At 69.2% G+C, this 20738-nt stretch carries 17 protein-coding genes; 6 read left to right on the top strand and 11 right to left on the bottom strand.

What is annotated here, in order from left to right; translation table 11 throughout:
* The first annotated feature begins 72 nt into the window (after window positions 1–72).
* Together LRH25_RS12280 and LRH25_RS12275 are read left to right on the top strand one after the other, a co-directional pair.
* The gene (locus tag LRH25_RS12280; protein ID WP_310733348.1) at window positions 73–654 is read left to right on the top strand and encodes a DUF6622 family protein; all 582 of its coding nucleotides are present in this window, start codon (window positions 73–75) and stop codon (window positions 652–654) included.
* Between the two features lie 147 nt (window positions 655–801).
* The gene (locus LRH25_RS12275) at window positions 802–1209 is read left to right on the top strand and encodes a YXWGXW repeat-containing protein (protein ID WP_141289046.1); all 408 of its coding nucleotides are present in this window, start codon (window positions 802–804) and stop codon (window positions 1207–1209) included.
* A gap of 78 nt (window positions 1210–1287) precedes the next feature.
* Here LRH25_RS12275 and LRH25_RS12270 read toward each other — a convergent pair whose 3' ends face one another.
* Window positions 1288–3351 carry an NAD(+) synthase gene (locus LRH25_RS12270; RefSeq protein WP_141289048.1) on the bottom strand — a complete coding sequence of 688 codons (2064 nt, stop codon included), beginning with the start codon at window positions 3349–3351 and terminating at the stop codon, window positions 1288–1290.
* A 140-nt stretch (window positions 3352–3491) separates the two neighbouring features.
* Here LRH25_RS12270 and LRH25_RS12265 point away from each other — a divergent pair, with 140 nt between their 5' ends.
* Window positions 3492–3926, top strand: coding sequence for a DUF427 domain-containing protein (locus LRH25_RS12265; protein WP_141289049.1), 435 nt, complete (start codon window positions 3492–3494; stop codon window positions 3924–3926).
* 10 nt (window positions 3927–3936) lie between these two features.
* Here LRH25_RS12265 and LRH25_RS12260 read toward each other — a convergent pair whose 3' ends face one another.
* The 7 genes from LRH25_RS12260 to LRH25_RS12230 all read right to left on the bottom strand — a co-directional run bounded on the left by LRH25_RS12260 (window position 3937) and on the right by LRH25_RS12230 (window position 13156).
* Window positions 3937–5337 carry a class II fumarate hydratase gene (locus LRH25_RS12260; protein ID WP_211361456.1) on the bottom strand — a complete coding sequence of 467 codons (1401 nt, stop codon included), beginning with the start codon at window positions 5335–5337 and terminating at the stop codon, window positions 3937–3939.
* A 272-nt stretch (window positions 5338–5609) separates the two neighbouring features.
* On the bottom strand, window positions 5610–6497 hold the full coding sequence (locus LRH25_RS12255) for an ATP-binding cassette domain-containing protein (protein ID WP_231011222.1): 888 nt from the start codon (window positions 6495–6497) through the stop codon (window positions 5610–5612).
* Between the two features lie 11 nt (window positions 6498–6508).
* A complete protein-coding gene (locus LRH25_RS12250) occupies window positions 6509–7609 on the bottom strand; it encodes a FecCD family ABC transporter permease (RefSeq protein WP_231011221.1) in 1101 nt (366 codons plus the stop codon).
* Window positions 7606–8520 carry a heme/hemin ABC transporter substrate-binding protein gene (locus LRH25_RS12245; RefSeq protein ID WP_231011220.1) on the bottom strand — a complete coding sequence of 305 codons (915 nt, stop codon included), beginning with the start codon at window positions 8518–8520 and terminating at the stop codon, window positions 7606–7608. Before LRH25_RS12245 ends, LRH25_RS12250 begins: the two co-directional genes overlap by 4 nt.
* A complete protein-coding gene (locus tag LRH25_RS12240; RefSeq protein WP_231011219.1) occupies window positions 8508–9632 on the bottom strand; it encodes a hemin-degrading factor in 1125 nt (374 codons plus the stop codon). Before LRH25_RS12240 ends, LRH25_RS12245 begins: the two co-directional genes overlap by 13 nt.
* A 20-nt stretch (window positions 9633–9652) precedes the next feature.
* Entirely contained in the window at window positions 9653–11899 is a 2247-nt protein-coding gene (locus tag LRH25_RS12235; RefSeq protein WP_141290404.1) for a TonB-dependent hemoglobin/transferrin/lactoferrin family receptor, read from the bottom strand.
* Between the two features lie 219 nt (window positions 11900–12118).
* Complete coding sequence (locus LRH25_RS12230) at window positions 12119–13156, bottom strand: helix-turn-helix domain-containing protein (protein ID WP_231011218.1); 1038 nt, start codon at window positions 13154–13156, stop codon at window positions 12119–12121.
* A 195-nt stretch (window positions 13157–13351) separates the two neighbouring features.
* Here LRH25_RS12230 and eat point away from each other — a divergent pair, with 195 nt between their 5' ends.
* The 3 genes from eat (at window position 13352) to eutC (ending at window position 16979) form a co-directional block, all read left to right on the top strand.
* Window positions 13352–14731, top strand: coding sequence for an ethanolamine permease (gene eat, locus LRH25_RS12225; RefSeq protein WP_141289196.1), 1380 nt, complete (start codon window positions 13352–13354; stop codon window positions 14729–14731).
* Window positions 14732–14759: 28 nt separating this feature from the next.
* Window positions 14760–16136, top strand: coding sequence for an ethanolamine ammonia-lyase subunit EutB (locus LRH25_RS12220; protein WP_141289198.1), 1377 nt, complete (start codon window positions 14760–14762; stop codon window positions 16134–16136).
* Between the two features lie 81 nt (window positions 16137–16217).
* Entirely contained in the window at window positions 16218–16979 is a 762-nt protein-coding gene (gene eutC, locus LRH25_RS12215) for an ethanolamine ammonia-lyase subunit EutC (protein ID WP_141289200.1), read from the top strand.
* A gap of 616 nt (window positions 16980–17595) precedes the next feature.
* Here eutC and yiaA read toward each other — a convergent pair.
* From yiaA to LRH25_RS12200, 3 genes are all read right to left on the bottom strand, one after another.
* Entirely contained in the window at window positions 17596–18030 is a 435-nt protein-coding gene (yiaA, locus tag LRH25_RS12210) for an inner membrane protein YiaA (RefSeq protein WP_141289202.1), read from the bottom strand.
* Window positions 18031–18117: 87 nt separating this feature from the next.
* The gene (locus tag LRH25_RS12205) at window positions 18118–18453 is read right to left on the bottom strand and encodes a hypothetical protein (RefSeq protein WP_141289203.1); all 336 of its coding nucleotides are present in this window, start codon (window positions 18451–18453) and stop codon (window positions 18118–18120) included.
* A 30-nt stretch (window positions 18454–18483) separates the two neighbouring features.
* Window positions 18484–20724: an FUSC family protein gene (locus LRH25_RS12200; protein WP_231011217.1), complete on the bottom strand. Its 2241-nt coding sequence runs from the start codon at window positions 20722–20724 to the stop codon at window positions 18484–18486.
* Between the last annotated feature and the right edge of the window lie 14 nt (window positions 20725–20738).

Below are 20738 nucleotides of genomic sequence, written 5' to 3'. Positions count from 1 at the left end.
TCGCGCCGCCGGGCCGTATTTCGCGACCGGCCTTGGCGGCTCGTCGCAAGCCGCTGTCGGCGAACCGGGCGCGTGGGCACAGTTCGTTCATCGGATGCCTTTCATTCGAACCGAATCAACCTGAAGGAGCCCACCATGCTGATGCAGATCCTGTCCCACACCCCTACCTGGGTTTTCGCCTTGTTCGCCGGCCTGCTGTGGCTGGGTGGCAAGCAGATGCTGGCACGTCGCGTGAAGCTTGCGCGCATCACGCTGGTGGCGTTGCTGATGACCGGGCTGTCGGTGGCGGGCGTGTGGTTGGCCTTCTCGGGCACGGCAGCGGCGCTGCCGATCTGGGCACTGGCTGCGGCGCAGGTGGCCACGCTGGTCTCGCGCAGGCCGCTGCCGCAGGGCACGCGCTTCGACACGGCCACGCAGGAATGCGTGGTGCCTGGCAGCGCCGTGCCGCTGGCGCTGATGATGGGCATCTTCCTGACCAAGTACACCGTGGGCGTGCTGCTGGCCATGCAGCCGGCGCTGGCCCAGCAACTGGGCTTCGCGGTGGGCCTGTCGGCCGCGTATGGCTTGTTCAGCGGCGTGTTCGTCGGGCGCGCACTGCGGCTGTGGCAACTGGCGCTGCGCATGGACCGCGAAACCGGTCTGCAAGCAGCCTGAGTGTAAAGCGCTGTGAAGCGCGAGTGAAGGCGCAGCAAGGTGCTGCAGGCCTGGGCCTACAGCACCATCCGCGCTCGTCCGATGTGAGCGCAGCCTGCAAAGTGGGAATCTTCGTCCATGGCATCACTGCCGAAGAAGGAGATCGAGATGTTGAAGGCTTCCATCATTGCTTTGTCGCTTGCGGCCCCGTTTGCCGCGGCTTTGCCGACCCAAGCTTCGGCTGCCGTGGACTTCGTGGTGCGCATCGCGCCGCCGGCGCCGCGCTATGAAGTGGTGCCGCCGCCGCGTCCGGGCTACCTGTGGACCCCTGGCTACTGGAGCTACCGCAACAACCAGCATTACTGGGTCGCGGGCACCTGGGTGCGTGAGCGCCCGGGCTATGTCTACAACCACCCGACCTGGGTGGAGCGCAACGGCGAGTGGCGCCTGAGCCAGGGCAACTGGGCGCGCAACGACCGCGACCACGACGGCATCAAGAATTCCCGTGACCACGACCGCGACGGCGACGGCGTGCGGAACCGCGCCGACCCCCACCCGAACGTGCCAGGCCGTTGAGCCGACACGCACTGAAGCTTGAATCGATAGACGCACGGGGCCAGGTGGCAACACCTGGCCCCGCTGCGTTTCAGGGCCTCATACCTGAGGTACCTTTTCCAGTTCGGACAGCCAGGCGGTGGCGGTCGCGTCGCTGGGCGCGCGCCAGTCGCCGCGAGGCGAGAGCGAGCCGCCCGAGCCAACCTTGGGCGCATTCGGCACGCAGCTGCGCTTGAACTGGCTGGTGGTGAAGAAGCGGTGCAGGAAGGTGCGCAGGTGCTGACGGATGGCCGGCAGCTCGTAGGCGGTGCGGGCCACGTCTGGGCCTTCGGGCCAGCTTCCTGCTGCCTCGTCTTGCCAAGCGGTCAAGGCAAGGTAAGCCACCTTGGACGGCGCAAAGCCGTGGCGCAGCGTGTAGTACAGAAAGAAGTCGTGCAGCGCATAGGGCCCGATGCTGGCTTCGGTGCTTTGCGCTGGCTGGCTGCCTTCGCTCGCACCAGCATCGGCGGGGATGAGTTCCGGGCTGACTTCGGTGCCCAACACATCGCGCAGCACCTGGCTTCCGGCAGCGCCGATCTGGCCCGAATCCGCCACCCAGCGCACCAGGTGCTTGATCAGCGTCTTGGGCACGCTGGCGTTGACGTTGTAGTGCGACATGTGGTCGCCCACGCCGTAGGTGCACCAGCCCAGCGCCAGCTCGCTCAGGTCGCCGGTGCCCACCACCATGCCGCCGTGCTGGTTGGCCAGGCGGAACAGGTGGCTGGTGCGCTCTCCCGCCTGCACGTTCTCGAAGCTGATGTCGTAGACCTTCTCGCCGCGCGCGTGGGGGTGGCCGATGTCCTTCAGCATCTGCTCGCAGCTGGGCCGGATGTCGATCTGCTCGGCCTGGCAGCCGATGGCGGACATGAGGCGCAACGCCTGGTCCAGCGTGCGGCCGCTGGTGGCGAAGCCGGGCATGGTGTAGGCCAGGATGTCGCTGCGCGGCCGGCCCAGCAGGTCCATTGCCCGGGCGCAGATCAGCAGCGCCTGCGTCGAGTCCAGCCCACCCGAGATGCCGATGACCAGCTTGCCGATGCCGCTGGAGGCAATGCGCTGCGCCAGGCCCTGGACCTGGATGTCGTAGACCTCCTGGCAGCGCTCGTCTCGGCGCGAGGCGTCCGCCGGCACGTACGGAAAACGTTCGACGCGGCGGCGAAGCGGGCCGGTCAGCCGGGAGGTGCCGACCTGGAACGGCACGCGGCGGAAGTGGTTCAGCTGCGCGCGCAGTTGAGAAGTCTGGTGGCCAAAGGAGTTCTGGCGCTGGCGCTCGTTGGCAATGCGTTCCAGGTCCACGTCGGCGCTGATCCAGTGCGAGTCGGTCAGGAAGCGGGCGGACTCCTTCAGCAACTCGCCGCATTCGGAGATGAGCGACTGGCCGTCCCAGGCCAGGTCGGTGGTGGACTCTCCCGTGCCGGCCGAGCTGTAGAGGTAGGCCGCCTGGCAGCGCGCGGCCTGCTGCGTGACGAGCGCGCGTCGGTAGCCGGCCTTGCCGATGGTCAAGTTCGAGGCCGACAGGTTGGCCAGCACCGTGGCGCCCGCCAGCGCCGCATGGCTGGACGGCGGGATGGGCACCCACAGATCCTCGCAGATTTCCACGTGCAGCTGCAGCAGCGGCTGGTCGGTGGCGGTGAACAGCAGGTCGTTGCCGAAGGGCACGCGCTGCGCGCCGATCGTCACCTCGGTGCTTTGAACATTGGCAGCAGGGTTGAACTGGCGCGCCTCGTAAAACTCGCCGTAGTTCGGCAAATACGTCTTCGGCACGATGCCCAGGACCTGCCCGCGCTGCAGCACCGCGGCGCAGTTGAACAGGCCGTGGTCCACCCGCAGCGGCAGGCCCACCAGCGCCAGCGTGTCCAGCCCCTGTGTGGCTTCGGCCACGCGCAGCAGCGCGGCTTCTGCTGCGCGCTGCAGGGCCTGCTGGTGGAACAGGTCGTCGCAGCTGTAGCCGGTGAGGCCCAACTCGGGGAAGACAACGAGCGAGGCGCCTTCGGCCGCGGCGGCCTGGTAGAGCGCGATGGTCTGCTCGGCGTTGAAGGCGGGGTCGGCCACGCGGTTGCGCGGCACGGCCACCGCCACGCGGGTGAAGCCATGGTTGGCGGGGTTGCGGAAGGTCGTGGCGTCCAAGGGTCAGCTCCTGTGCATTGCCCGCGAGGCTACCGCATTGCGGGCCGCGCCCGCGGCGGCACGCCGATTGCTGCTCCGGGCGTCCAGCTCGGCCCGTTTGGACAGCTGCCGGCTTCGACATGGACCGACAGGAGACCCTCATGAACCCTTCTCCAGGACACAAGGAACATCCGGAACATCATGTGCGCGAGCGGCACCTGAAGCAGCGCATGGTGGTGGAGTGGCATGGCCAGACGCTGGCCGACTCGAGCGATGTGATTCAAGTCGACGAGGACAAGAACCCCCCGCGCTACTACTTTCCGCGCAACGAGGTGAAGACCGAGATGCTCAAGCGCACGCAAACCAGCTCGCACTGTCCGTTCAAGGGCGAGGCGAGCTACTACGCACTGCACTCCGGTGACCAGACGCTGCCGGATGTGATCTGGAGTTACGAAGCGCCTTACGACGAGCACCTCGCGCTGAAAGACAGGATGGCCTTCTGGGTCGAGAAGATCGACGGGCTGCAGATCAAGAAGCTGGGGGCCAGTGAGGCCGCCGCCGGTCAGGCGGCGCGCAGCACGCCGCCGTCCTCCTGAACGCCCCGAGTCAATCCTGGCCTGTGAGATGGGCCGGATCGAGCAGCTTTTCGAGTTCGGCGCGCGGAATGTCGGTGTGTTCGGCGGCCACATCGACGATGGGGCGGTCTTCCTTGTAGGCCAGCTTGGCGATCTCGGCGGCCTTGGCGTAGCCGATCAGCGGGTTCAATGCGGTGACCAGGATGGGGTTGCGAGACAGGGCCTGCTTGAGCCGCTGCTCGTTGACGCGGAAGCTGGCGATGGCCTTGTCGGCCAGCGGGGGCATCACGCCGGCCAGCAGCGCAATGCTTTCGAGCAGGTTGCGGGCGACCAGCGGCAGCATCACGTTCAGCTCGAAGTTGCCGGACTGGCCGGCGATGGTCAGTGCGGCGTCGTTGCCGATGACCTGCGCGGCAACCATCGCGGTGGCTTCCGGGATCACCGGGTTGACCTTGCCGGGCATGATGGACGAGCCCGGCTGCAGCGCCTGCAGCTCGATCTCGCCCAGGCCGGCCAGCGGGCCGGAGTTCATCCAGCGCAGGTCGTTGGCGATCTTCATCAGCGCGACGGCCAGCGTCTTCAGCGCGCCGGAGGCTGCGACAGCCGTGTCCTGCGCGCCCATCAGCGCAAAGCGGTTCTCGCCGGGCGCGAAGGCCATGCCGGTCTGGCGGTTCAGCGCCGCGCAGCACAGCGCGGCGAACTGTGGGTCGGCATTCACGCCGGTGCCCACCGCCGTGCCGCCCAGCGCCAGCTTCTGCAGCAGCGGCAACACGCCTTGCAACTGGCCTTGCGCCAGCGCGAGTTGCGCGGCCCAGCCTTCCAGCGCCTGGCTCAGGCGCACCGGCATCGCGTCCATCAAATGCGTGCGGCCGGTCTTCACGTGCGCGTGCGTGGCGCGGGCCTTGTCCAGCGTGGTGGCGACCAGGCTTTGCAGGGCCGGCAGCAGTCTGTTCTGCAGGGCCTGGGCCGCGGCAACGTGGATCGCGCTGGGCACCACGTCGTTGCTGCTCTGGCTGGCGTTGACGTGGTCGTTGGCGCTGACCTTGTCGTTCAGCCGGCGCCCGGCCAGCGTGGCCAGCACCTCGTTGGCGTTCATGTTCGAGCTGGTGCCCGAGCCGGTCTGGAAGATGTCGACCGGGAAGTGGCGCAGCAGGGTCTCGTCCGGCAACGCCTGCAGTTCGGCCACGGCGGCCTGGATGGCTTGTGCCTGCGCAGCGCTGATGCCGCCCAGCTGCTGGTTGGCCTCGGCTGCAGCGGCCTTGATGGCCAACAGCGCGTGCACAAACGGGGCCGGCATGGGCTGGCCGCTGATCGGGAAGTTCAGCACCGCGCGCTGCGTCTGGGCGCCGTACAGCGCCTCGGCGGGCACCTGCATGGCGCCCATGGAATCGGATTCGGTGCGGAAGGCGGCGGCAGAAGAGGACGTGGTCATGCGAGGAGGCTCCGTCAGGAAAAAGATGCGCGAAGGGCTTGGCGCCTGGGAGCCCACTCTACGGCGCAAGGCGGGCGCTTGTGGCGGCACGGCGCAAAGGCTGGGTGGCGGGTGGGGGCGCTGGTGCCGTTCTATACCGGCAGCGTGAACCAGACCACGGCCGCCGCCGCGAGCACCAGCAGCAAGGCCGCCAGGTCGCGCAGGCGCTCGTACCGAAGCGGCAGGCGGCTGGGAAGGCGCGAGGAGTTCATGGGCAAGGCTCCGGTGAGGGTTCAAGCGACGCGGCGGCGCGCCAGTACCGCCAGCCGGCCGTCCTCGCCCGGCACGCTGCGCAGCTGGATGCCGTAGAGGTTTTCGAGCGGCGCCAGCGCGCTGGCGTTCGGCGGCAAGTCGCCCATCAGCCGGCCTTGCTGCAGCAGCCACAGGCGCTCGAAGCCGGCCAGGGCCTGGTTGATGTCGTGCAGCACGGCGACCAGCGCATGGCCGCGGGTGCGGCAGAAGGCCTGCATCGCGTCCAGCAACTCGAACTGCAGGCCGGGGTCCAGCGAGGCCAGCGGCTCGTCGACCAGCAGCAGCCCGGCCTGCGCGTCCCACAGCTGGGCGAAGACACGCGCCAGTTGCACGCGCGCCTGCTCGCCGCCGGAAAGCGTGTCGAAGCGGCGCGTGGCCAGGTGGCCGGCGTGAGCAAGGGCCAGCGCTTCGGCGGTGATGCTGGCGAGCGCAGGGTCATGGTCCAGCGCCACGCGGCCGAGGCCGACCACCAGTGCCACCGGCAGGCTGAAGGCGACGGCATGCGACTGCGGCAGCACCGCGCGGCGACGGGCCAGCGCGGCGGGCGACCAGCCGGCCAGCGTGCGCCCGTCGAACCGCAACTCGCCTTGCTGCGGCGGGCGCTCGCCGGCCATCAGCTTCAGCAGCGTGCTCTTGCCGGCGCCGCTGGGGCCGAGGATGGCGACGTGCTCGCCGGCCTGCAGCGCCAGGTTGAACGGGCCGATGCTGGCACCGCTGCGGCCGGGCTGGCGCAGCTGCACCTGCTGCAGCGTGAGCAGGACGCTGCTGGCTGCAGCGGGCTGCTGAGGCGCATCGGCCATGCGCCAGGCCTCGCGGCATTCGGCGAAGGCGAAATCGGTGGGCAGGCGCTCGGCCCAGTCGGTCGTCATGTCGCGTTCCTTCAGACGCTGCCGCCTTGCTGGCGCACCGCAGCGCGCAGCATCAGCAGGAAGGCTGGCCCGCCGATCAGCGCGGTGAAGATGCCGACCGGGATCTCGGCCGGTGCGGCCAGCGTACGCGCCAGCGTGTCGGCCAGCAGCAGCAGCGCGCCGCCCAGCAGCATCGAGAACGGCAGCTGGCGGCGCAGGTCCGCGCCAACGCAGGCGCGCGCCAGGTGCGGCGCCAGCAGCCCGAGGAAGCCGATCACGCCGCACCAGGCGACCGCGGCGCCGCAGCTCAGCGTCACCAGCAGCACGACCCAGCCGCGCAGCCGCGGCACCGCGATGCCGACGTGGCTTGCGGCCGCTTCGCCCAGCGCCAATGCATTCAGCGGCCGCGCCAGCCGGCAGGCGAACGGCACCAGCAGCGCGAGCAGCAAGGCCATGGTCGCCACCAGTGGCCAGCCGGCACCGGCCAGCGAGCCCAGGGTCCAGAACGACAGGCTGCGCAATTGCTCGTCGGTCGCGAGGTAGGTGGCCAGGCCGATCACCGCGGCGGTCACCGCGTTGATCGCCAGCCCGGTCAGCAGCAGGCCGGCGATGGAGCCGGGCGTGAGCCAGCGGGCGATCCGGTCCAGCGAGAAACAGACCAGCAGCGCACCGCAGAACGCGGCCACCGGCAGCACCCAGGGCCGCCAGGCGGGCGGCAGCGGCGCGGCGGCGCTGGCGAAGATGACCAGCGTGAGCGCCGCGGCGCAGGCGGCGCCGGTGGTCACGCCCAGCAGGCCGGGGTCGGCCAGCGGGTTGCGGAACAGCGCCTGGGTCAGTGAACCGGCGAGTGCCAGGGCTGCGCCGACCAGCAGCGCGAAGATCACGCGCGGCAGGCGGATCTGCCACAGCACGTGGGCGGCGCCGCTGAACGCTGCGCTGCCGTCGTCATGGGCAGCCCGCCAGGGCGCGAGCCAGTCGGCCATGCTGATGGCGACCGGGCCGAACTGGGCGGCGAGCAGCGTGGCGGCCAGCAGCAAGGCCAGCGTGCCGAGCAAGGGCCATGCGAGCAGCTTCGAACCCGCAGCCGCCGGCGTGCGGGGGACGGGGCCGCGGCGCAGCACGCTGAGCGTCATGCCGCGGTCTGGCCGGCCAGGGCTTCGGTGAATGCGCTGTCCAGCTGGCGCACGGCCTGCGGCAGGCGCGGGCCGAAGCCGAGCAGGAACTGGGCTTCGAGGGCAACCACACGCCTGGCGCGGCCAGCAGGTGTTTCGGCCAGGCCCGGCAGGCGCAGCAGGCCGGGCACGCCGCCGGCGGCTTCCAGGCCTTGCGTGGTGGCGAGGATCAAGTCCGGCTGCGCGGCAATCGCCGCTTCCGGCGTCAGCGGCTTGTAGCCATTGAAACCCTGGATCGCGTTGACCGCGCCGCCGTAGACCAGCATGGCCTGCGCCGCGGTCTCGCCGCCGGCCACCATCACCTGGCTCACCGAATGAGACAGCACGAACAGTGCGCGCAGCGGCCGGCCGAGCCGCTGTTGGCGCTGCGCCAGATGGCCGGCGACCTGCGCTTCGCTGGCGCGCCAGTCCTCGCGCAACTTGGCCGCCAGCGCGGCGGCTTCGGCCGGTTTCTGCACCAGCTCGCCGATGCGGCCCAGTCGGTCCAGCATGCCGTCGAAGCGGTTGTGCGCCGGCAGCACCGCGAGCTGCACGCCGGCCGCGGCGATTTGCCGCAGCACCGCCGGCGGGCCGGCGTCTTCAGTCGCCAGCAGCACCGTGGGTGCCATCGCCAGCACGCCTTCGGCCGACAGCGTGCGCATGTAGCCGACGCTGGGCAGCTTGCGCGCGGCTTCCGGGTACAGCGAGGTCACGTCCACGGCGGCCAGCAGATGCTCGGCGCCCAGCGCGTAGACCATTTCGGTGACCGCGCCGCCGGCCGCGACGATGCGCGGCGCGGGCGCGGCCAGTGCCCAGCCGGGCAGCGCCGCGGCGGACGCGCCACCCAGCAGCAGCGCCAGCGCATCGCGGCGCGAAGGCATCAGGCCGCGCATGTTTCGCCCTCCGCCGCGAGGGATTCGGCCAGCGCTCGCCAGTCGGCCCGCTCGGGCTGGCCGGGCTTGCGTTCGCCGAACATCATCGCGATGGTCTCGCCCGCGGCATCGAAGAACTCGACCGAGTGCACCGGGCCGTCGCTGGTCGGCTTTTTCACCAGCCAGGCGCGGGCGATGTGGTCTTCGCGCAGGTGCAGGTTGAAGCCGGCGTCCAGCACGTTGAGCCACGGCCCCATGCGCTCGACGCGCTGCACCGGCCCGCTGTGGATCTGGATCACGCCGGCATTGCCGACGAAGACCATGATGGCCACCGATTGCGCCACCGCCTGCTGCAGCAGGGCATGTGCGCTGCTGGCGGGCAGCGGCAGCGCGTGGCCGGCCGGTGCGAGGCGCAACGCCTGGGTGCGTGCCAGGCCGTGGCGGCGCAGCAGGCCGAAGAACTCGTGCGTGTCCTTCAGCGCCAGCCATTCGGCCTGGAAGGCGGCCACATCCACATCGGCATCGGGCTTGACTTCGGGCGGAACGGCGGCGGGCAAGGTCTGGATGCCGACCGGTTCGGCCGCGGCTGCCGGCGAGGCGAAACGGTCGATCACCGCTTGCCAGGCCACCAGGTCGGTGCCCGTGCGGGTGAAGACCTTGTGCACCGCGCCGCCTTGCGCATCGAAGAACTGCAGGCTGCGCTGGGTGTTGCCGTCGGCCAAGCGCTCGACCACCGCGAAGCCGTGGGCCCAGCGGCTGTAGAAGATGCGCAGGTCGATCTCGCGGCCCAGCACCAGCCCCATCTCGCCACCGGCCGGTCCGCTGGCGCTGGCAGGCGCGTAGACGCCAGTCTTCTCATGCACGCAGGAGGGGTTGCGGGTCAGTGCCATCAGCTCGCCGGCCGGCGCCAGCGCGCCGATCACGGCTGGCCATTCCGCGCGCAGCGGCGTGGCCTGTAGCGGCGACTGGTCTGCCGGGAAGGCCCCGGCATGCGCGGCGACCAACTCGCCTTCGGACACGCCCAGCGCTTCGGCAAGGTCTCGGTGGCGCGAGCGCGCGGCGCGGCGACCCTCGGCGAAGGCGATGCGCAGTGCTGCGAGCGATGGGGTGGGGGTGGCGGGCGAAAGGCTCATCTTGGGCTCCGGGAAGGTCTTCAGAAGTCGTAGCGCGCTGCAACCTGCACGCTGCGGCCAGGTGCGGTGTAGGCGTCTTTGACAGTGCTGCTGTCGGCCAGGCCGCGCACGTCGGACCAGCGCGTGTAGTGGCGGTCGAACAGGTTGCTGACATTGGCCTGCAGCGTCAGGGCGGGCAGCGGCTTCCAGCTGCCGCCCAGGTCCAGCGTGGTGTAGCCGGTGGGCGCGTGGTAGGTGGCGCTGGAGATCTCGCTCCTGGCCTTGCCCTGCACGTGCAGCGCGCTGGCGCGCAGCGACCAGTCCGCTGCCTCGTAGCGCAGGCCCAGCGTGCTGCGGGCGGGCTCCACGGTGTCCAGCGGCGTCTTCACGCCATCCGCCTCGCTGCGGCCATGCGAGATGGCCACGCCGCCGTTCAGCACCCAGCCGCTGCGCTGCCATTCGGCGCGCGCTTCGCTGCCGAGGATGCGTGCCTTGCTCAGGTTGATGTACTGGAAGACCAGCGGATCGGTCGGCGCGCCGGTGCCGCTGACGACCTGCTGACTGATGAAGTCGTCATAGCGGTTGTCGTAGTGCAGCACCTGGTAGCGCAGCTCGCCCCAGGCGCCGCGCACGCGGCCGCGCAGGCCCAGCTCCACGCTGTTGGCGCGCTCGGCCTTCAGGTCCGGGTTGCCGATGCTGGAGTAGAACTGCGCCGGGTTGGCAAAGCTGCTGTTGACCTGGTCCGGCGTGGGCGCGCGGAAGCCGCGGGCCCAGTTGACGTAGGGCGCAAAGGCTTCGTCAGCCCGCCAGATGGCGCCCAGGCGCGGTGTGGCGGCCTGGTCCGACAGCGAGACCGCCGTGCCGGTGTAGCCGGCCTGGCTGGCCGAAAGCTTGTAAGAGTCGAAGCGCAGGGCGGGGATGATGCTGATGGGGCCGGCCTCGATCTCGTCCTGCACGAAGGCGCCGGCCAGCGTGTAGGTGGTGTCGGGGAAAAGCTTGGGCGGGGTGATGCCGGTGAACTCGCCGGTGACCTTGGCCTGGCTCCAGTCCAGGCCGTAGCTGAAACGCTGGCGTGTGTCCGGTCCCAGCGCGGGCGTGGCGACGGTGCTTTCGAGCTGGGTCGAGAAGCCGAGCAGCTTCTGCTCGTAGTTGTAGTCGCGGCTTTGCGGCGAGTCGGTCGACACGCCGGCGGTGGTCAGCGTGCGCTCGGCCAGCGTGAGCTGGTGGGTGCTGGCGTCCTGCCAGTAGACCTGGCTGCGGGCGCGCTGCAGCCAGCTGCCGGCTTCGTCGTCGAAGCGGTGTTCCAGCGAGACGCGCTGGCGGTCCAGCTTGTCGTGCGCGTCCAGGTCGGTGGTGGTGGTCGTGGTGCCGCGCGAGCTGACGTCGCCGCGGGCGCTGTAGACCTCGGTGTCCTGCTTGCGCTGTTGGCTTTCGAAGCTCAGGCCCAGTTCGTGTTCGGGCGCCAGTGCATAGGAGACCTTGGCCAGCACCGCGGGGGCGCGGTAGCTGACGGGGTTGGGCGTCGTGCGGGTGCCGTCCTGCGTGTCCACGCCGCCCTGGTTGTCGGTCTCGTGGCCGCGGCGGGTGGTCAGCAGCAGCAGGCCTTGCCACCGCCCATCGAGGCCTTCGCGGCCCGCCAGGCCCAGCGTGGCGGCCCAGGAGTCGTCGACAGAGTTGTAGCCGGCGCGGGCGAAGCCGCCGAAGGTCTGGCCTTTTTTCAGCAGGTCGGCCGGGTCCAGCGTGCGCAGGCTGACCACGCCGGCCAGGCCGTCGCTGCCGTACTGGGTGGACGCGGGGCCGCGCAGCACTTCGACGCTTTGCGCAGTGTCCAGCACCAGGAAGTCGCCACGGCCGGTGCCTATGGGGCCGAAGGTGAAGCCGGCAGGGGTGCGCACGCCGTCGACCAGCATCATCACCTGGTTGCCTTCCAGGCCGCGGATGTTCACGCCTTCGTTGCCGGCACGGGCCGTGCCGCCGGAGGCATTGAAGCGCGTGGCCTGCTGGCGCACGGTGAGGTCCAGCTCGTCGTTGAGCAGGTCCTTGATGTCGCGCGCGCCGCTTTGTTCGATTCGCTTGGCCGGCAGCACCGTGACGGTGGCCGGCACGTTGTCGATCGCGCGCTCGGTGCGCGTGGCGGTGACGGTGAGCAGCGGCAGCGGTGCGTCGAGGGCAGCGGCGGTAGGGGCTGCGGTTGTTGAGGCGGCTTGCGCCCATGCGGACAGAGGCAGCATCGGGGCCACGGCCCCGGCCAGGCCCATGGCGAGTGCCAACGGCGTCTTGCGGATCAATTGCGTTCCAGAAATGAGGAGGCGGCAGGTGCTGGCGCAAGGCTGGCGGTGCCAGGCTGGAAGCGGGCGCCGGGGTCATCGCGGCGCTGCCCGCGGCAGAGCTGTCGAACGACCTGATGCAGGGCGTTTCAGCGGGCGCTTCCAGAGGATTAAATGATTGTAATGCGAATCACTCTCATTACAAGAGGCTCGCGAAGCTTCGGCGCGACGAAGGCCAGCTCAGTGAAGTGCGCTGCCGCCGGGCTGTTGCCAGCGTTTCCAGGTTGACGAGGGCAGCTCGCCGAACAGTTCGCGGTAGTCCTGCGAGAACTGGCCGAGGTGCCAGAAGCCTTGCGAGGTGGCCGCCTCTGCCACCGAGCGGGCTTCGCGCAGCGCCCGCCGTGCGGCGGTGAGCCGCACCGTGCGCAGGAAGGCCGCGGGCGCCAGGCCTGTGGTCTGCTGGAAGGCGCTTTGCAGCGTGCGCCGGCTCACGCCCAAGGCGTCGCACAAGGTGGCGACGCTGGGCGGCTCGTCGGCCAGGCTGGCGCTGGCGGCTTGGCGCAGCCAGGCCTGGGCGCGGGCGACCAGCGTGCCCGCGCGGGCGGGGGACAGTGCGGGCGCAGCGTCGGCATCTGCCGGCAGCAGCGCGAGCAAGTGGCTCAGCAGTTCCTCGCGCAGTTGGCCGGCCGCGTGCGCCGAGGCCAGCAGCTCCGGTTGCGCCTGGGCCATGGCCAGCACCGTGGCGACCTGTTCTCTCAGGGCTTGCAGCCGCTGCGGTGCGGCGGCATGCAGGCCGGCGCGCGAGGCCAGGCGGGCCATGGCCTGCTGCTGCGCCGGGCTGGCCAGCGCCTGCAGGCTGTGCAGTGGCAGCGAGAGCCCGGCCATGCACAGGCCTTCGGGCGTGACGAATTCAAAACCGGCCGCACCGGAGAAGCTGCAGAAGCGCTCGGCGCGCGCCTGGCCTTGCCAATCGGTGTTGCCGCAGAAGCTCACCGCACCCAGGCCCAGCGACAGCGGCAGGCCGAGCGCCAGTTGCCCGGCCGGCAGCGCACCACGCTGCAGCAGCCGGCGGCTGGTGTCTTCCACAAAGAGGTGCAGGTCGCCCAGCCAAAGTTCGCGCACACGGCCTTCGAACGGGCCGGCCGAGAGCTGCGCATAGTCCTGCTGCCAGTGCTGCAGCAGCGCGGCCTGTTCGTCGGCATCCCCCGTCTGGCGCAGGTGCAGGCCGGGTGGCGGGCTGCCGGAGGCGGGTGACAGGGCGGGGAAGGGCTGGGCCATGGTTCCGTGGTCCGCTGGATGCGTGCAAGGTACGGGGGCGGCCGGGTGTTTGCAATCCATGTGCCACCTGAGGCAGGCCGATGACAGCGATGCGTGAACTTGCCGATTTCCGATAGCCAGCCCGCCTCGCGTTGCCGAAGATGGCCGCCGACCCTACCCATGTTGCAACCCATCATTCATTACCAGGAGGTTCCCATGAGCACCCCCGGACACCTGAAACCCACCTTGAACGCCTGGCACCTCTGGGGCCTGGCCGTCGGCCTCGTCATTTCGGGCGAATACTTCGGCTGGAGCTACGGCTGGGCCAGCGCCGGCACGCTGGGCTTCCTGATCACGACGCTGGTCGTGGCAGCGATGTACACCAGTTTCATCTTCAGCTTCACCGAGCTGAGCACGGCCATTCCGCATGCCGGTGGCCCGTTTGCCTACGCGGCCCGCGCGCTGGGCCCCACCGGCGGCTTCATTGCCGGCTTCGCGACGCTGGTGGAATTCGTCTTTGCGCCGCCCGCCATTGCACTGGCAATTGGCGCCTACCTGAACGTGCAGTTTCCGGGTGTGAGCCCGAAGCTGATGGCGGTGGGCGCGTACGTGATCTTCATGACGCTGAACATCGTCGGTGTGAAGACGGCCGCGACCTTCGAGCTGTTCGTCACCGTGCTGGCCATCGTCGAGCTGCTTGTCTTCATGGGCGTGGTCGCTCCGGGCTTCTCGGTGGCCAACTTCACGGCCAAGGGCTGGGCCGGCAGCGACACCTTTTCGCCCGCGGCGATCTCGGGCATGTTCGCAGCCATTCCGTTTGCGATCTGGTTTTTCCTGGCGATCGAAGGCGTGGCGATGGCGGCCGAAGAGGCCAAGGAGCCCAAGCGCACGATCCCCATTGCCTACATTGCCGGCATCCTGACGCTGCTGGTGCTGGCACTGGGCGTGATGGTGTTCGCCGGAGGTGCGGGCGACTGGTCCAAGCTGTCCAACATCAACGACCCGCTGCCGCAGGCGATGAAGATGATCGTCGGCGAGAGCAGCAACTGGTTGCACATGCTGGTGTGGATCGGCCTGTTCGGCCTGGTGGCGTCGTTCCACGGCATCATCCTCGGCTACTCACGGCAGATCTTTGCGCTGGCGCGTGAGGGCTACCTGCCGGGTTGGCTGGCGGCCGTGCATCCGACATTCGGCACGCCGTGGCGTGCCGTGCTGGCTGGCGGAGTGATCGGCATTGCCGCGATCTTCAGCGACGAGCTGATCACCATCGGTGGCCAGACGCTGACGGCCAACATCGTCACGATGTCGGTGCTGGGCGCGATCGTCATGTACATCATCTCGATGGTCAGCCTGTTCGCGCTGCGCAAGAAGGAGCCGAACCTGGAGCGGCCGTTCCCGGCCATTGCCTACCCGGTGCTGCCGGCGGTGGCGCTGGTGCTGGCCGTGGGTTGCCTGGTCACGATGATCTGGTTCAACCCGCTGGTCAGCGGCCTGTTCCTTGGCGTGATGGCGCTGGCCTATCTCTACTTCCGCCTGACCGTGGGTCAGCGCACTGCTGCTGCGGCGTTGCCAGGCGCAGTGGGTGCCAGTTCCTGATCGGCGCGACCTGACGCACACTGCACACATGCCGTATGCACACACCCTGGGGGGGCAGGTCTGGCAGTTTGCCGACCTGAAGACCTTGCTCGCGAAGGCCACGCCGCTGCGTTCAGGCGACGTGCTGGCCGGCCTTGCGGCCGGAACGGCAGCCGAGCGCATGGCCGCGCGGCTGGCGTTGGCCGAACTGCCGCTGAAGACCTTCCTCAGCGAGGTCGTCGTGCCCTACGAGGCCGACGAGGTCACGCGGCTGATCATCGACACGCACGACGCTGCCGCCTTCGCCGAGATCGCCCACCTCACCGTGGGTGATTTCCGCGACTGGCTGCTGGGCGAGCAGGCCGACGAAGCGGCATTGGCCCGCGTGCGCCGCGGCATCACGCCCGAGATGGCCGCTGCCGTCAGCAAGCTGATGCGCAACCAGGACCTGATGCTGGTGGCGCGCAAGTGCCGCGTCATCACCCGCTTTCGCAACACGCTGGGCCTGCCGGGCCGGCTGGCGATGCGGCTGCAGCCCAACCACCCGACCGACGACCCGCGCGGCATCGCGATCTCGATGCTGGACGGGCTGCTGTACGGCGTGGGTGACGCGGTGATCGGCATCAACCCCGCGGGCGACGGCATCGGTCCGCTGACCGGCCTGATGCATGCAGTCGACGAAGCCATCCAGCGCTTCGAGATCCCCACCCAGGCCTGTGTGCTCACGCATGTCACCAACCAGATCCAGGCCATCGAACAGGGGGCGCCGGTGGACCTGGTGTTCCAGTCGGTGGCCGGCACCGAGGCGGCGAACCGCAGCTTCGGCATTGACCTCGCGGTGCTGCGCGAAGCCCGCGAAGCGGCGCTCAGTTTGAAGCGCGGCACGCTGGGCGACAACGTCATGTACTTCGAGACCGGCCAGGGCTCGGCACTGTCCGCAAACGCCCACCATGGCGTGGACCAGCAGACCTGCGAGGCGAGGGCGTACGGCGTGGCGCGTGCCTTCGAGCCGATGATCTGCAACACCGTGGTCGGCTTCATCGGGCCGGAGTATCTGTTCGACGGCAAGCAGATCATCCGTGCCGGCCTGGAAGACCATTTCTGCGGCAAGCTGCTGGGCCTGCCGATTGGCTGCGACGTCTGCTACACCAACCACGCCGAGGCCGATTCGGACGACATGGACACGCTGATGACACTGCTCGGCGCTGCAGGCGTCACTTTCCTCATTGGCGTGCCCGGTGCCGACGACGTGATGCTGAACTACCAGAGCACGTCGTTCCACGACGGCCTGGTGCTGCGCGAACTGCTGGGCCTGCAGCGCGCCCCCGAATTCGAAGCCTGGCTGCAGCGCATGGGCGTGACGGGAGAGGCCGGCCAACTGCTGCCTGTGACGCCGAGCCACCCCTTGCTGCAGCACTTTGGATGAAGCTATGAGCGCTCCCGCACGGCCGCCCGAAGGGGGCGCTCCTTCCCTCATGGAGGGACCCACGAAGTGGAGGGTGCACCTGTGACCGACAAGCCCCTGATCACCGCCGATCCCTGGGCCGTGTTGCGCAACCAGACCCCGGCGCGCATCGGCCTGGGCCGCAGTGGGCGCAGCATGCCGACCAAGGAACTGCTGGCCTTCTCGGCCGCACACGCGCAGGCCCGCGACGCAGTGCACCTGCCCTTGCAGGCCGAGGCGCTGGCCGCGCAACTGGCCGACCTGTTCGGCGAACCCACGCTGCAACTGCGCAGCGCCGCGCCGGATCGCTCAACCTACCTGCTGCGCCCCGACCTGGGCCGGCGCCTGAGCGACGAGAGCCGAGCCTTGTTGTCGCAACAGACCCCCGCCGGTTGCGACCTGCTGCTGATCGTCGGCGACGGCCTCTCCGCCGCTGCCGTCGAACGCCAGGCCATGCCGATGCTCGCGGCCCTGCTGGCCACCAAACCTAAAGGTTGGCGCCTCGGCCCGCCTGTCCTGGCCACCCAAGCCCGCGTGGCGCTGGGCGACGAAATCGGCGAGCGCCTGGCCGCCGCCCAAGTCGCGATGCTGATCGGCGAACGGCCCGGCCTCAGCTCACCCGACAGCCTGGGTGTCTACCTCACCCATGCCCCCAAGGTCGGCCGCACCGACGCCGAACGCAACTGCCTGTCGAATGTGCGCCCCGAAGGTCTCTCGCACGCCGAAGCGGCTCGCAAGCTGTGGTGGCTGGGGCAGGCGGCGCGGCGGCTGCAGCTCACGGGGGTGGGGCTGAAGGATCACAGTGACATCCGTGCTCTGTCTTGACGCGAGCACCTGGCGGCTTGGCCTCGGCATCCCAATGTTCATGGGGGGTATGCTCAAGATCGTGGACTTGCGCCATCCGAGCGGATACAGCTTCTAGTATCGTCGACAAGGCGAACGCCATTGCGAATGATGGCTGCAGTTCAGGATGACGCCAACGACAGTCCTCAGGCCTTGGTGCCAGGAGATTGGATCAGTTGTTTTTTGGGAATTTCAGGGAGAGTAGACCGATGCGTAAGTTGGTTTTTGCGGGTTTGATTCTGTTGACCGGATGTGCCACGCAATGGGTCAAGCCAGGGGCTTCACCTGAGACACTGGCAGTGGACACTGGCACGTGTAAGGCCCAGGCGGAGAATACGCTCCCCCCCAAACTCGTGACGGTCAACGGTGGTTGGGCGACTCCCCCGAGAAGGGAATGCACGGGAGGGGCAGAGAAGGTCAGTTGCACGAGCATTCCAGGCGTGCCGGCAGCTCCTCGCTTGGTTGACGAGAACGAGCAAGCTCGCCAGAAGGCAACCGATGTTTGCCTGAGGAACATGGGCTGGACCAAAGGCTGAACTGTTGGGATCGCCAACAGTTCCATGAATTTCTGAATGGGCCTTGGGCAGGTGGTGCAGCGTCAAGCTTCCGAACGGGTATCGGCGGGCGTCCTGTGCTCACCTGCCGTGGCCACATCACGCACATTCTTCTGCACCGCCACCGCGGCAAACAGGCTCAGCACGAAGCCCATGGCGTAAAAGCCTTTTTCGCTGGGCGCGAGTTGGGCGTTCCACAGGCCGACGGCAAGCAGCGTGAGCGAGGCGGCCAGCGAGATCCAGCAGAGGGAGAAGTACATGCCGGTCACCGGCGTGCCTTCGAGTTTGTCGCGCACTGACTTCTGCAGTGACACCGCGGCGAACAGGCCGTACATCAGCAGCGTCAGGTAGTAGCCCTTTTCGTTGAGCTGCATGTTGGCGTTCCACAGGCCGATCAGGTAGGTGGCCGCGCCTACCACCAGTGCGAGCCACGAGGCACCGATGAAGGCAGAGGTGGGGCGTTGCAGTTGCGGCTTCATGGGTTCCTCCCGGCGATGTGTTGGGCTGTGACTGTACCCAACCGGCGCGCGCATGGGTTGCAGCGGGCCAGCGCTGCAACGGGAGGGTCAGTGGCGCCGGGTGTCGCGCAGGCTCTTCAACAGCGCGGTGGCGGCCAGCTCGGTGTTGAGCGAGCGTTCCAGCGGCGAACGGCACAGGCCGGCTTGCTCGTAGTGCTGGTTTTCGTAGAGCTCAGACAGCGCGGGGAAGGCCCGCAGCAGGTGTTCCAGGCCGTCATCCATTGGCGCCTGGGCCAGCAGTTGGCCAAGTTCCCGAACCAGCCGCTGGTATTGCTCGGCACTGGCCTCAAGGCGTTGACGTTCCAGCCGCTCCAGCAGCATGGCCAGCGCGGCCAGCGGCTTCAGGCGGGTGGGCAGCATGATCAGCGAAGGGTTGGCGTTCATGTGACTCATCTGCCATCGCCGCTGCGCTTTTCAAGGCCCTGGCATGGCAGATTTTGCCGGCTCGGGCGGCATGGCGGCGGCTTTCAGCACTTCGGCCGCCGCGGTCAGCCGTTGCGCGGCCAGCTCGATCAGGTCCAGCCGGCGCTGCAGCCAGCGCATCAGGTGGGCGCTTTCGCTGTCGCCGTCGGAGCCGGTGGGTGACGGGAGCTGTGCCGTCGGCAGGTCGATGCCGGCGGTCTTGCGCGGCAGCTCGCCGGGCAGCAAGCCGGCGGTGGCGGTCAACAGCGGCGCCAGGTGGGCGGCGCAGCGCGTGAGGGCGGCTTCGGTTGCGGCCTGGTTCATTTGCGGGTGGCGGTAGATCAGCAAGCGTCGCAGCGCGGCCAGCTGGGCCAGCAGCACGTGGCATTGCACCAGCAACGTGGCCAAAGTGTGGATGGGCAGGCGCACCGCGCGCGGCTCCACGCCCGTGCGCTGCGCCATGCCGGCCAGCGCGCCAATGCTGTCGTAAACCTCGCGCCGGGCCAGCTTCAGCGGCAGCTCGGGCCGCACTGGCAGCGGCCAGCGCAATACCTGCTCGGCCAGCCGGGCCAGCCCGATGCGAACGCGGCCGGTTTGCAAGGCCAGGCTGCGGTGTTCCCACCACGGCAGCACGAAGCTGAAGCCCCAGGCCAGCAATGCGCCCAGCACCGTGTCGGCCAGCCGCTCCGCCACGCCGAAGCCGGCTTCGGGCTGCGCCAGGTGGGCCTGCAACAAGGCCATCACGGTGGCGGCGATGGCGGTGACCAGGTAGCGACGATTGACGAAGGCATGGGCCACGCCGGCAGCCAGCAGGAACAGCAGGCCGGACAGCGCAGTGACATGGAGCGCAGCCAGCAGCATCACCACCAGGCAGCCGATCAGGGTGCCGGCCATGCGCGCGTCTCGTCGCGCCAGTGTCTGCTCCAGGTTGCCGCGCAGCACCACGGCCACGCTGAGCACCAGCCAGTGCGGGTGCGAGGCCCAGGGCAGCCACAGCGCCAGCACATAGGCGCTGGTGAGCGCCACGGCGCAGCGCAAGGCATGCCGCAGCACGGGAGAGGCCAGGTGCCACTGGGACTTCAGCGCAGCCAACGGCCAGCCTTCTGCGCTGACGAACAGCAACAGCTCCTCGCGGTCTGGCACCGGCAGCGGCGGCTGGTTCGGTTGCGGCGCTGCGAGCGCGGCCTGCAAGCGTGCCAGGTCGTTCAGCATGTGCTCGCCGCGCATCACCAGCGCGTTCACCAGCTGCTGCTGGGCGGGCGACACGCCGTCGTCCAGCGCGGCCTTTTGCTGGGCTTGCAGCTGGCCCCGCAGATCGGCCACGGTGCCGGGCGTCGTGATGACAGGCTCGCCAAACTGCAGTGCCAGTGCGATGCGGGCGAGTTGCATCGCAATCTGCTCCATGGTGCCGCACAGCGTTTCGCGCAGCGCTGTGGCACGTGCGGCGGCCTGCGGGCCGAGATCCAGGCTTTCCAGGTCCAGCTCGCTGACCAGCAAGGTGTCGCGCAGCTCGATGACCTGCAGCAGTGCCTGGGTCTGGGCCAGCGCGCCGGGCCGGTCCAGCGCGGGAAACAGCAGGTCACGGGCGGCTTGCAGGCGCTCGTCCAGCACAGCTTGGTGGGCCAGCCATTCCTGCAGCGGCGATTGAGCAGGCAGCGCGCCGGGCTCGGCCGGGCGCAGCAGCCGGCTGCGCGACTGCAGCAGCGCGGCCAGGGTCTCCAGCGTGCCGGCCAGCGCCAGCGTGCGCAGCCGGGGCTGCAGCAGGCGCGAGGCGAGGCTGGCCCAGGCCAGGTAGAGCAGCGCGCCCAGCAGCGTCCAGCCGGAGTGTTTGGCCAGCGCCAGCAGGCCCATGCCGGGCGGCAACGCGAGGCTGAAGACCAGCGCCAGGATGCCGACGAAGGACACCGCGCCGGCGCGCGGTCCCCAGGCCAGCGCCATGCAGGAGGCGGCGGCGATCGGCGTGATCGTCAGCGCCAGCAGCACGGGATGCGCGGCGACCGCCAGCACCAGCGCGCTGCAGCAGGTGCCGACCAACGCCGCGGTGAATACCCGGTAGCGTGTCCGGTCCGGCGCCAGCGGCGTGTCGGCCAGGCTGGCATAGATCGCGCCGGAGGCGGCCACGAAGGCTGCGGACGCGCCACCGATGGGCCAGACCAGCAACTGCACCAGCGCCAGCCCCAGCGAAACCGAAATGCCGTTCAAGCCGTAGGTGGGTAGGCGCAGCCCCGCGAGCAGCCAGCGTGGAAGTTGCATGCCGCGCATTGTTG

Origin of the sequence: Ideonella azotifigens (genome assembly GCF_021043325.1) — a bacterium.
Taxonomy (GTDB): Bacteria; Pseudomonadota; Gammaproteobacteria; order Burkholderiales; family Burkholderiaceae_C; genus Ideonella; species Ideonella azotifigens.
The sequence above is the reverse complement of the archived record's forward strand: the minus strand, read 5'-3'. Positions and strand labels throughout refer to the sequence as shown.

Excerpts from the sequence above, each read along its gene's own strand:
- LRH25_RS12275 (WP_141289046.1), top strand. The coding sequence starts at position 802 with ATGTTGAAGGCTTCCATCATTGCTTTGTCGCTTGCGGCCCCGTTTGCC.
- LRH25_RS12265 (WP_141289049.1), top strand. The coding sequence starts at position 3,492 with ATGAACCCTTCTCCAGGACACAAGGAACATCCGGAACATCATGTGCGC.
- LRH25_RS12260 (WP_211361456.1), bottom strand. The coding sequence starts at position 5,337 with ATGACCACGTCCTCTTCTGCCGCCGCCTTCCGCACCGAATCCGATTCC.
- LRH25_RS12255 (WP_231011222.1), bottom strand. The coding sequence starts at position 6,497 with ATGACGACCGACTGGGCCGAGCGCCTGCCCACCGATTTCGCCTTCGCC.
- LRH25_RS12250 (WP_231011221.1), bottom strand. The coding sequence starts at position 7,609 with ATGACGCTCAGCGTGCTGCGCCGCGGCCCCGTCCCCCGCACGCCGGCG.
- LRH25_RS12245 (WP_231011220.1), bottom strand. The coding sequence starts at position 8,520 with ATGCGCGGCCTGATGCCTTCGCGCCGCGATGCGCTGGCGCTGCTGCTG.
- LRH25_RS12240 (WP_231011219.1), bottom strand. The coding sequence starts at position 9,632 with ATGAGCCTTTCGCCCGCCACCCCCACCCCATCGCTCGCAGCACTGCGC.
- LRH25_RS12230 (WP_231011218.1), bottom strand. The coding sequence starts at position 13,156 with ATGGCCCAGCCCTTCCCCGCCCTGTCACCCGCCTCCGGCAGCCCGCCA.
- eat (WP_141289196.1), top strand. The coding sequence starts at position 13,352 with ATGAGCACCCCCGGACACCTGAAACCCACCTTGAACGCCTGGCACCTC.
- LRH25_RS12220 (WP_141289198.1), top strand. The coding sequence starts at position 14,760 with ATGCCGTATGCACACACCCTGGGGGGGCAGGTCTGGCAGTTTGCCGAC.
- yiaA (WP_141289202.1), bottom strand. The coding sequence starts at position 18,030 with ATGAAGCCGCAACTGCAACGCCCCACCTCTGCCTTCATCGGTGCCTCG.
- LRH25_RS12205 (WP_141289203.1), bottom strand. The coding sequence starts at position 18,453 with ATGAACGCCAACCCTTCGCTGATCATGCTGCCCACCCGCCTGAAGCCG.
- LRH25_RS12200 (WP_231011217.1), bottom strand. The coding sequence starts at position 20,724 with ATGCAACTTCCACGCTGGCTGCTCGCGGGGCTGCGCCTACCCACCTAC.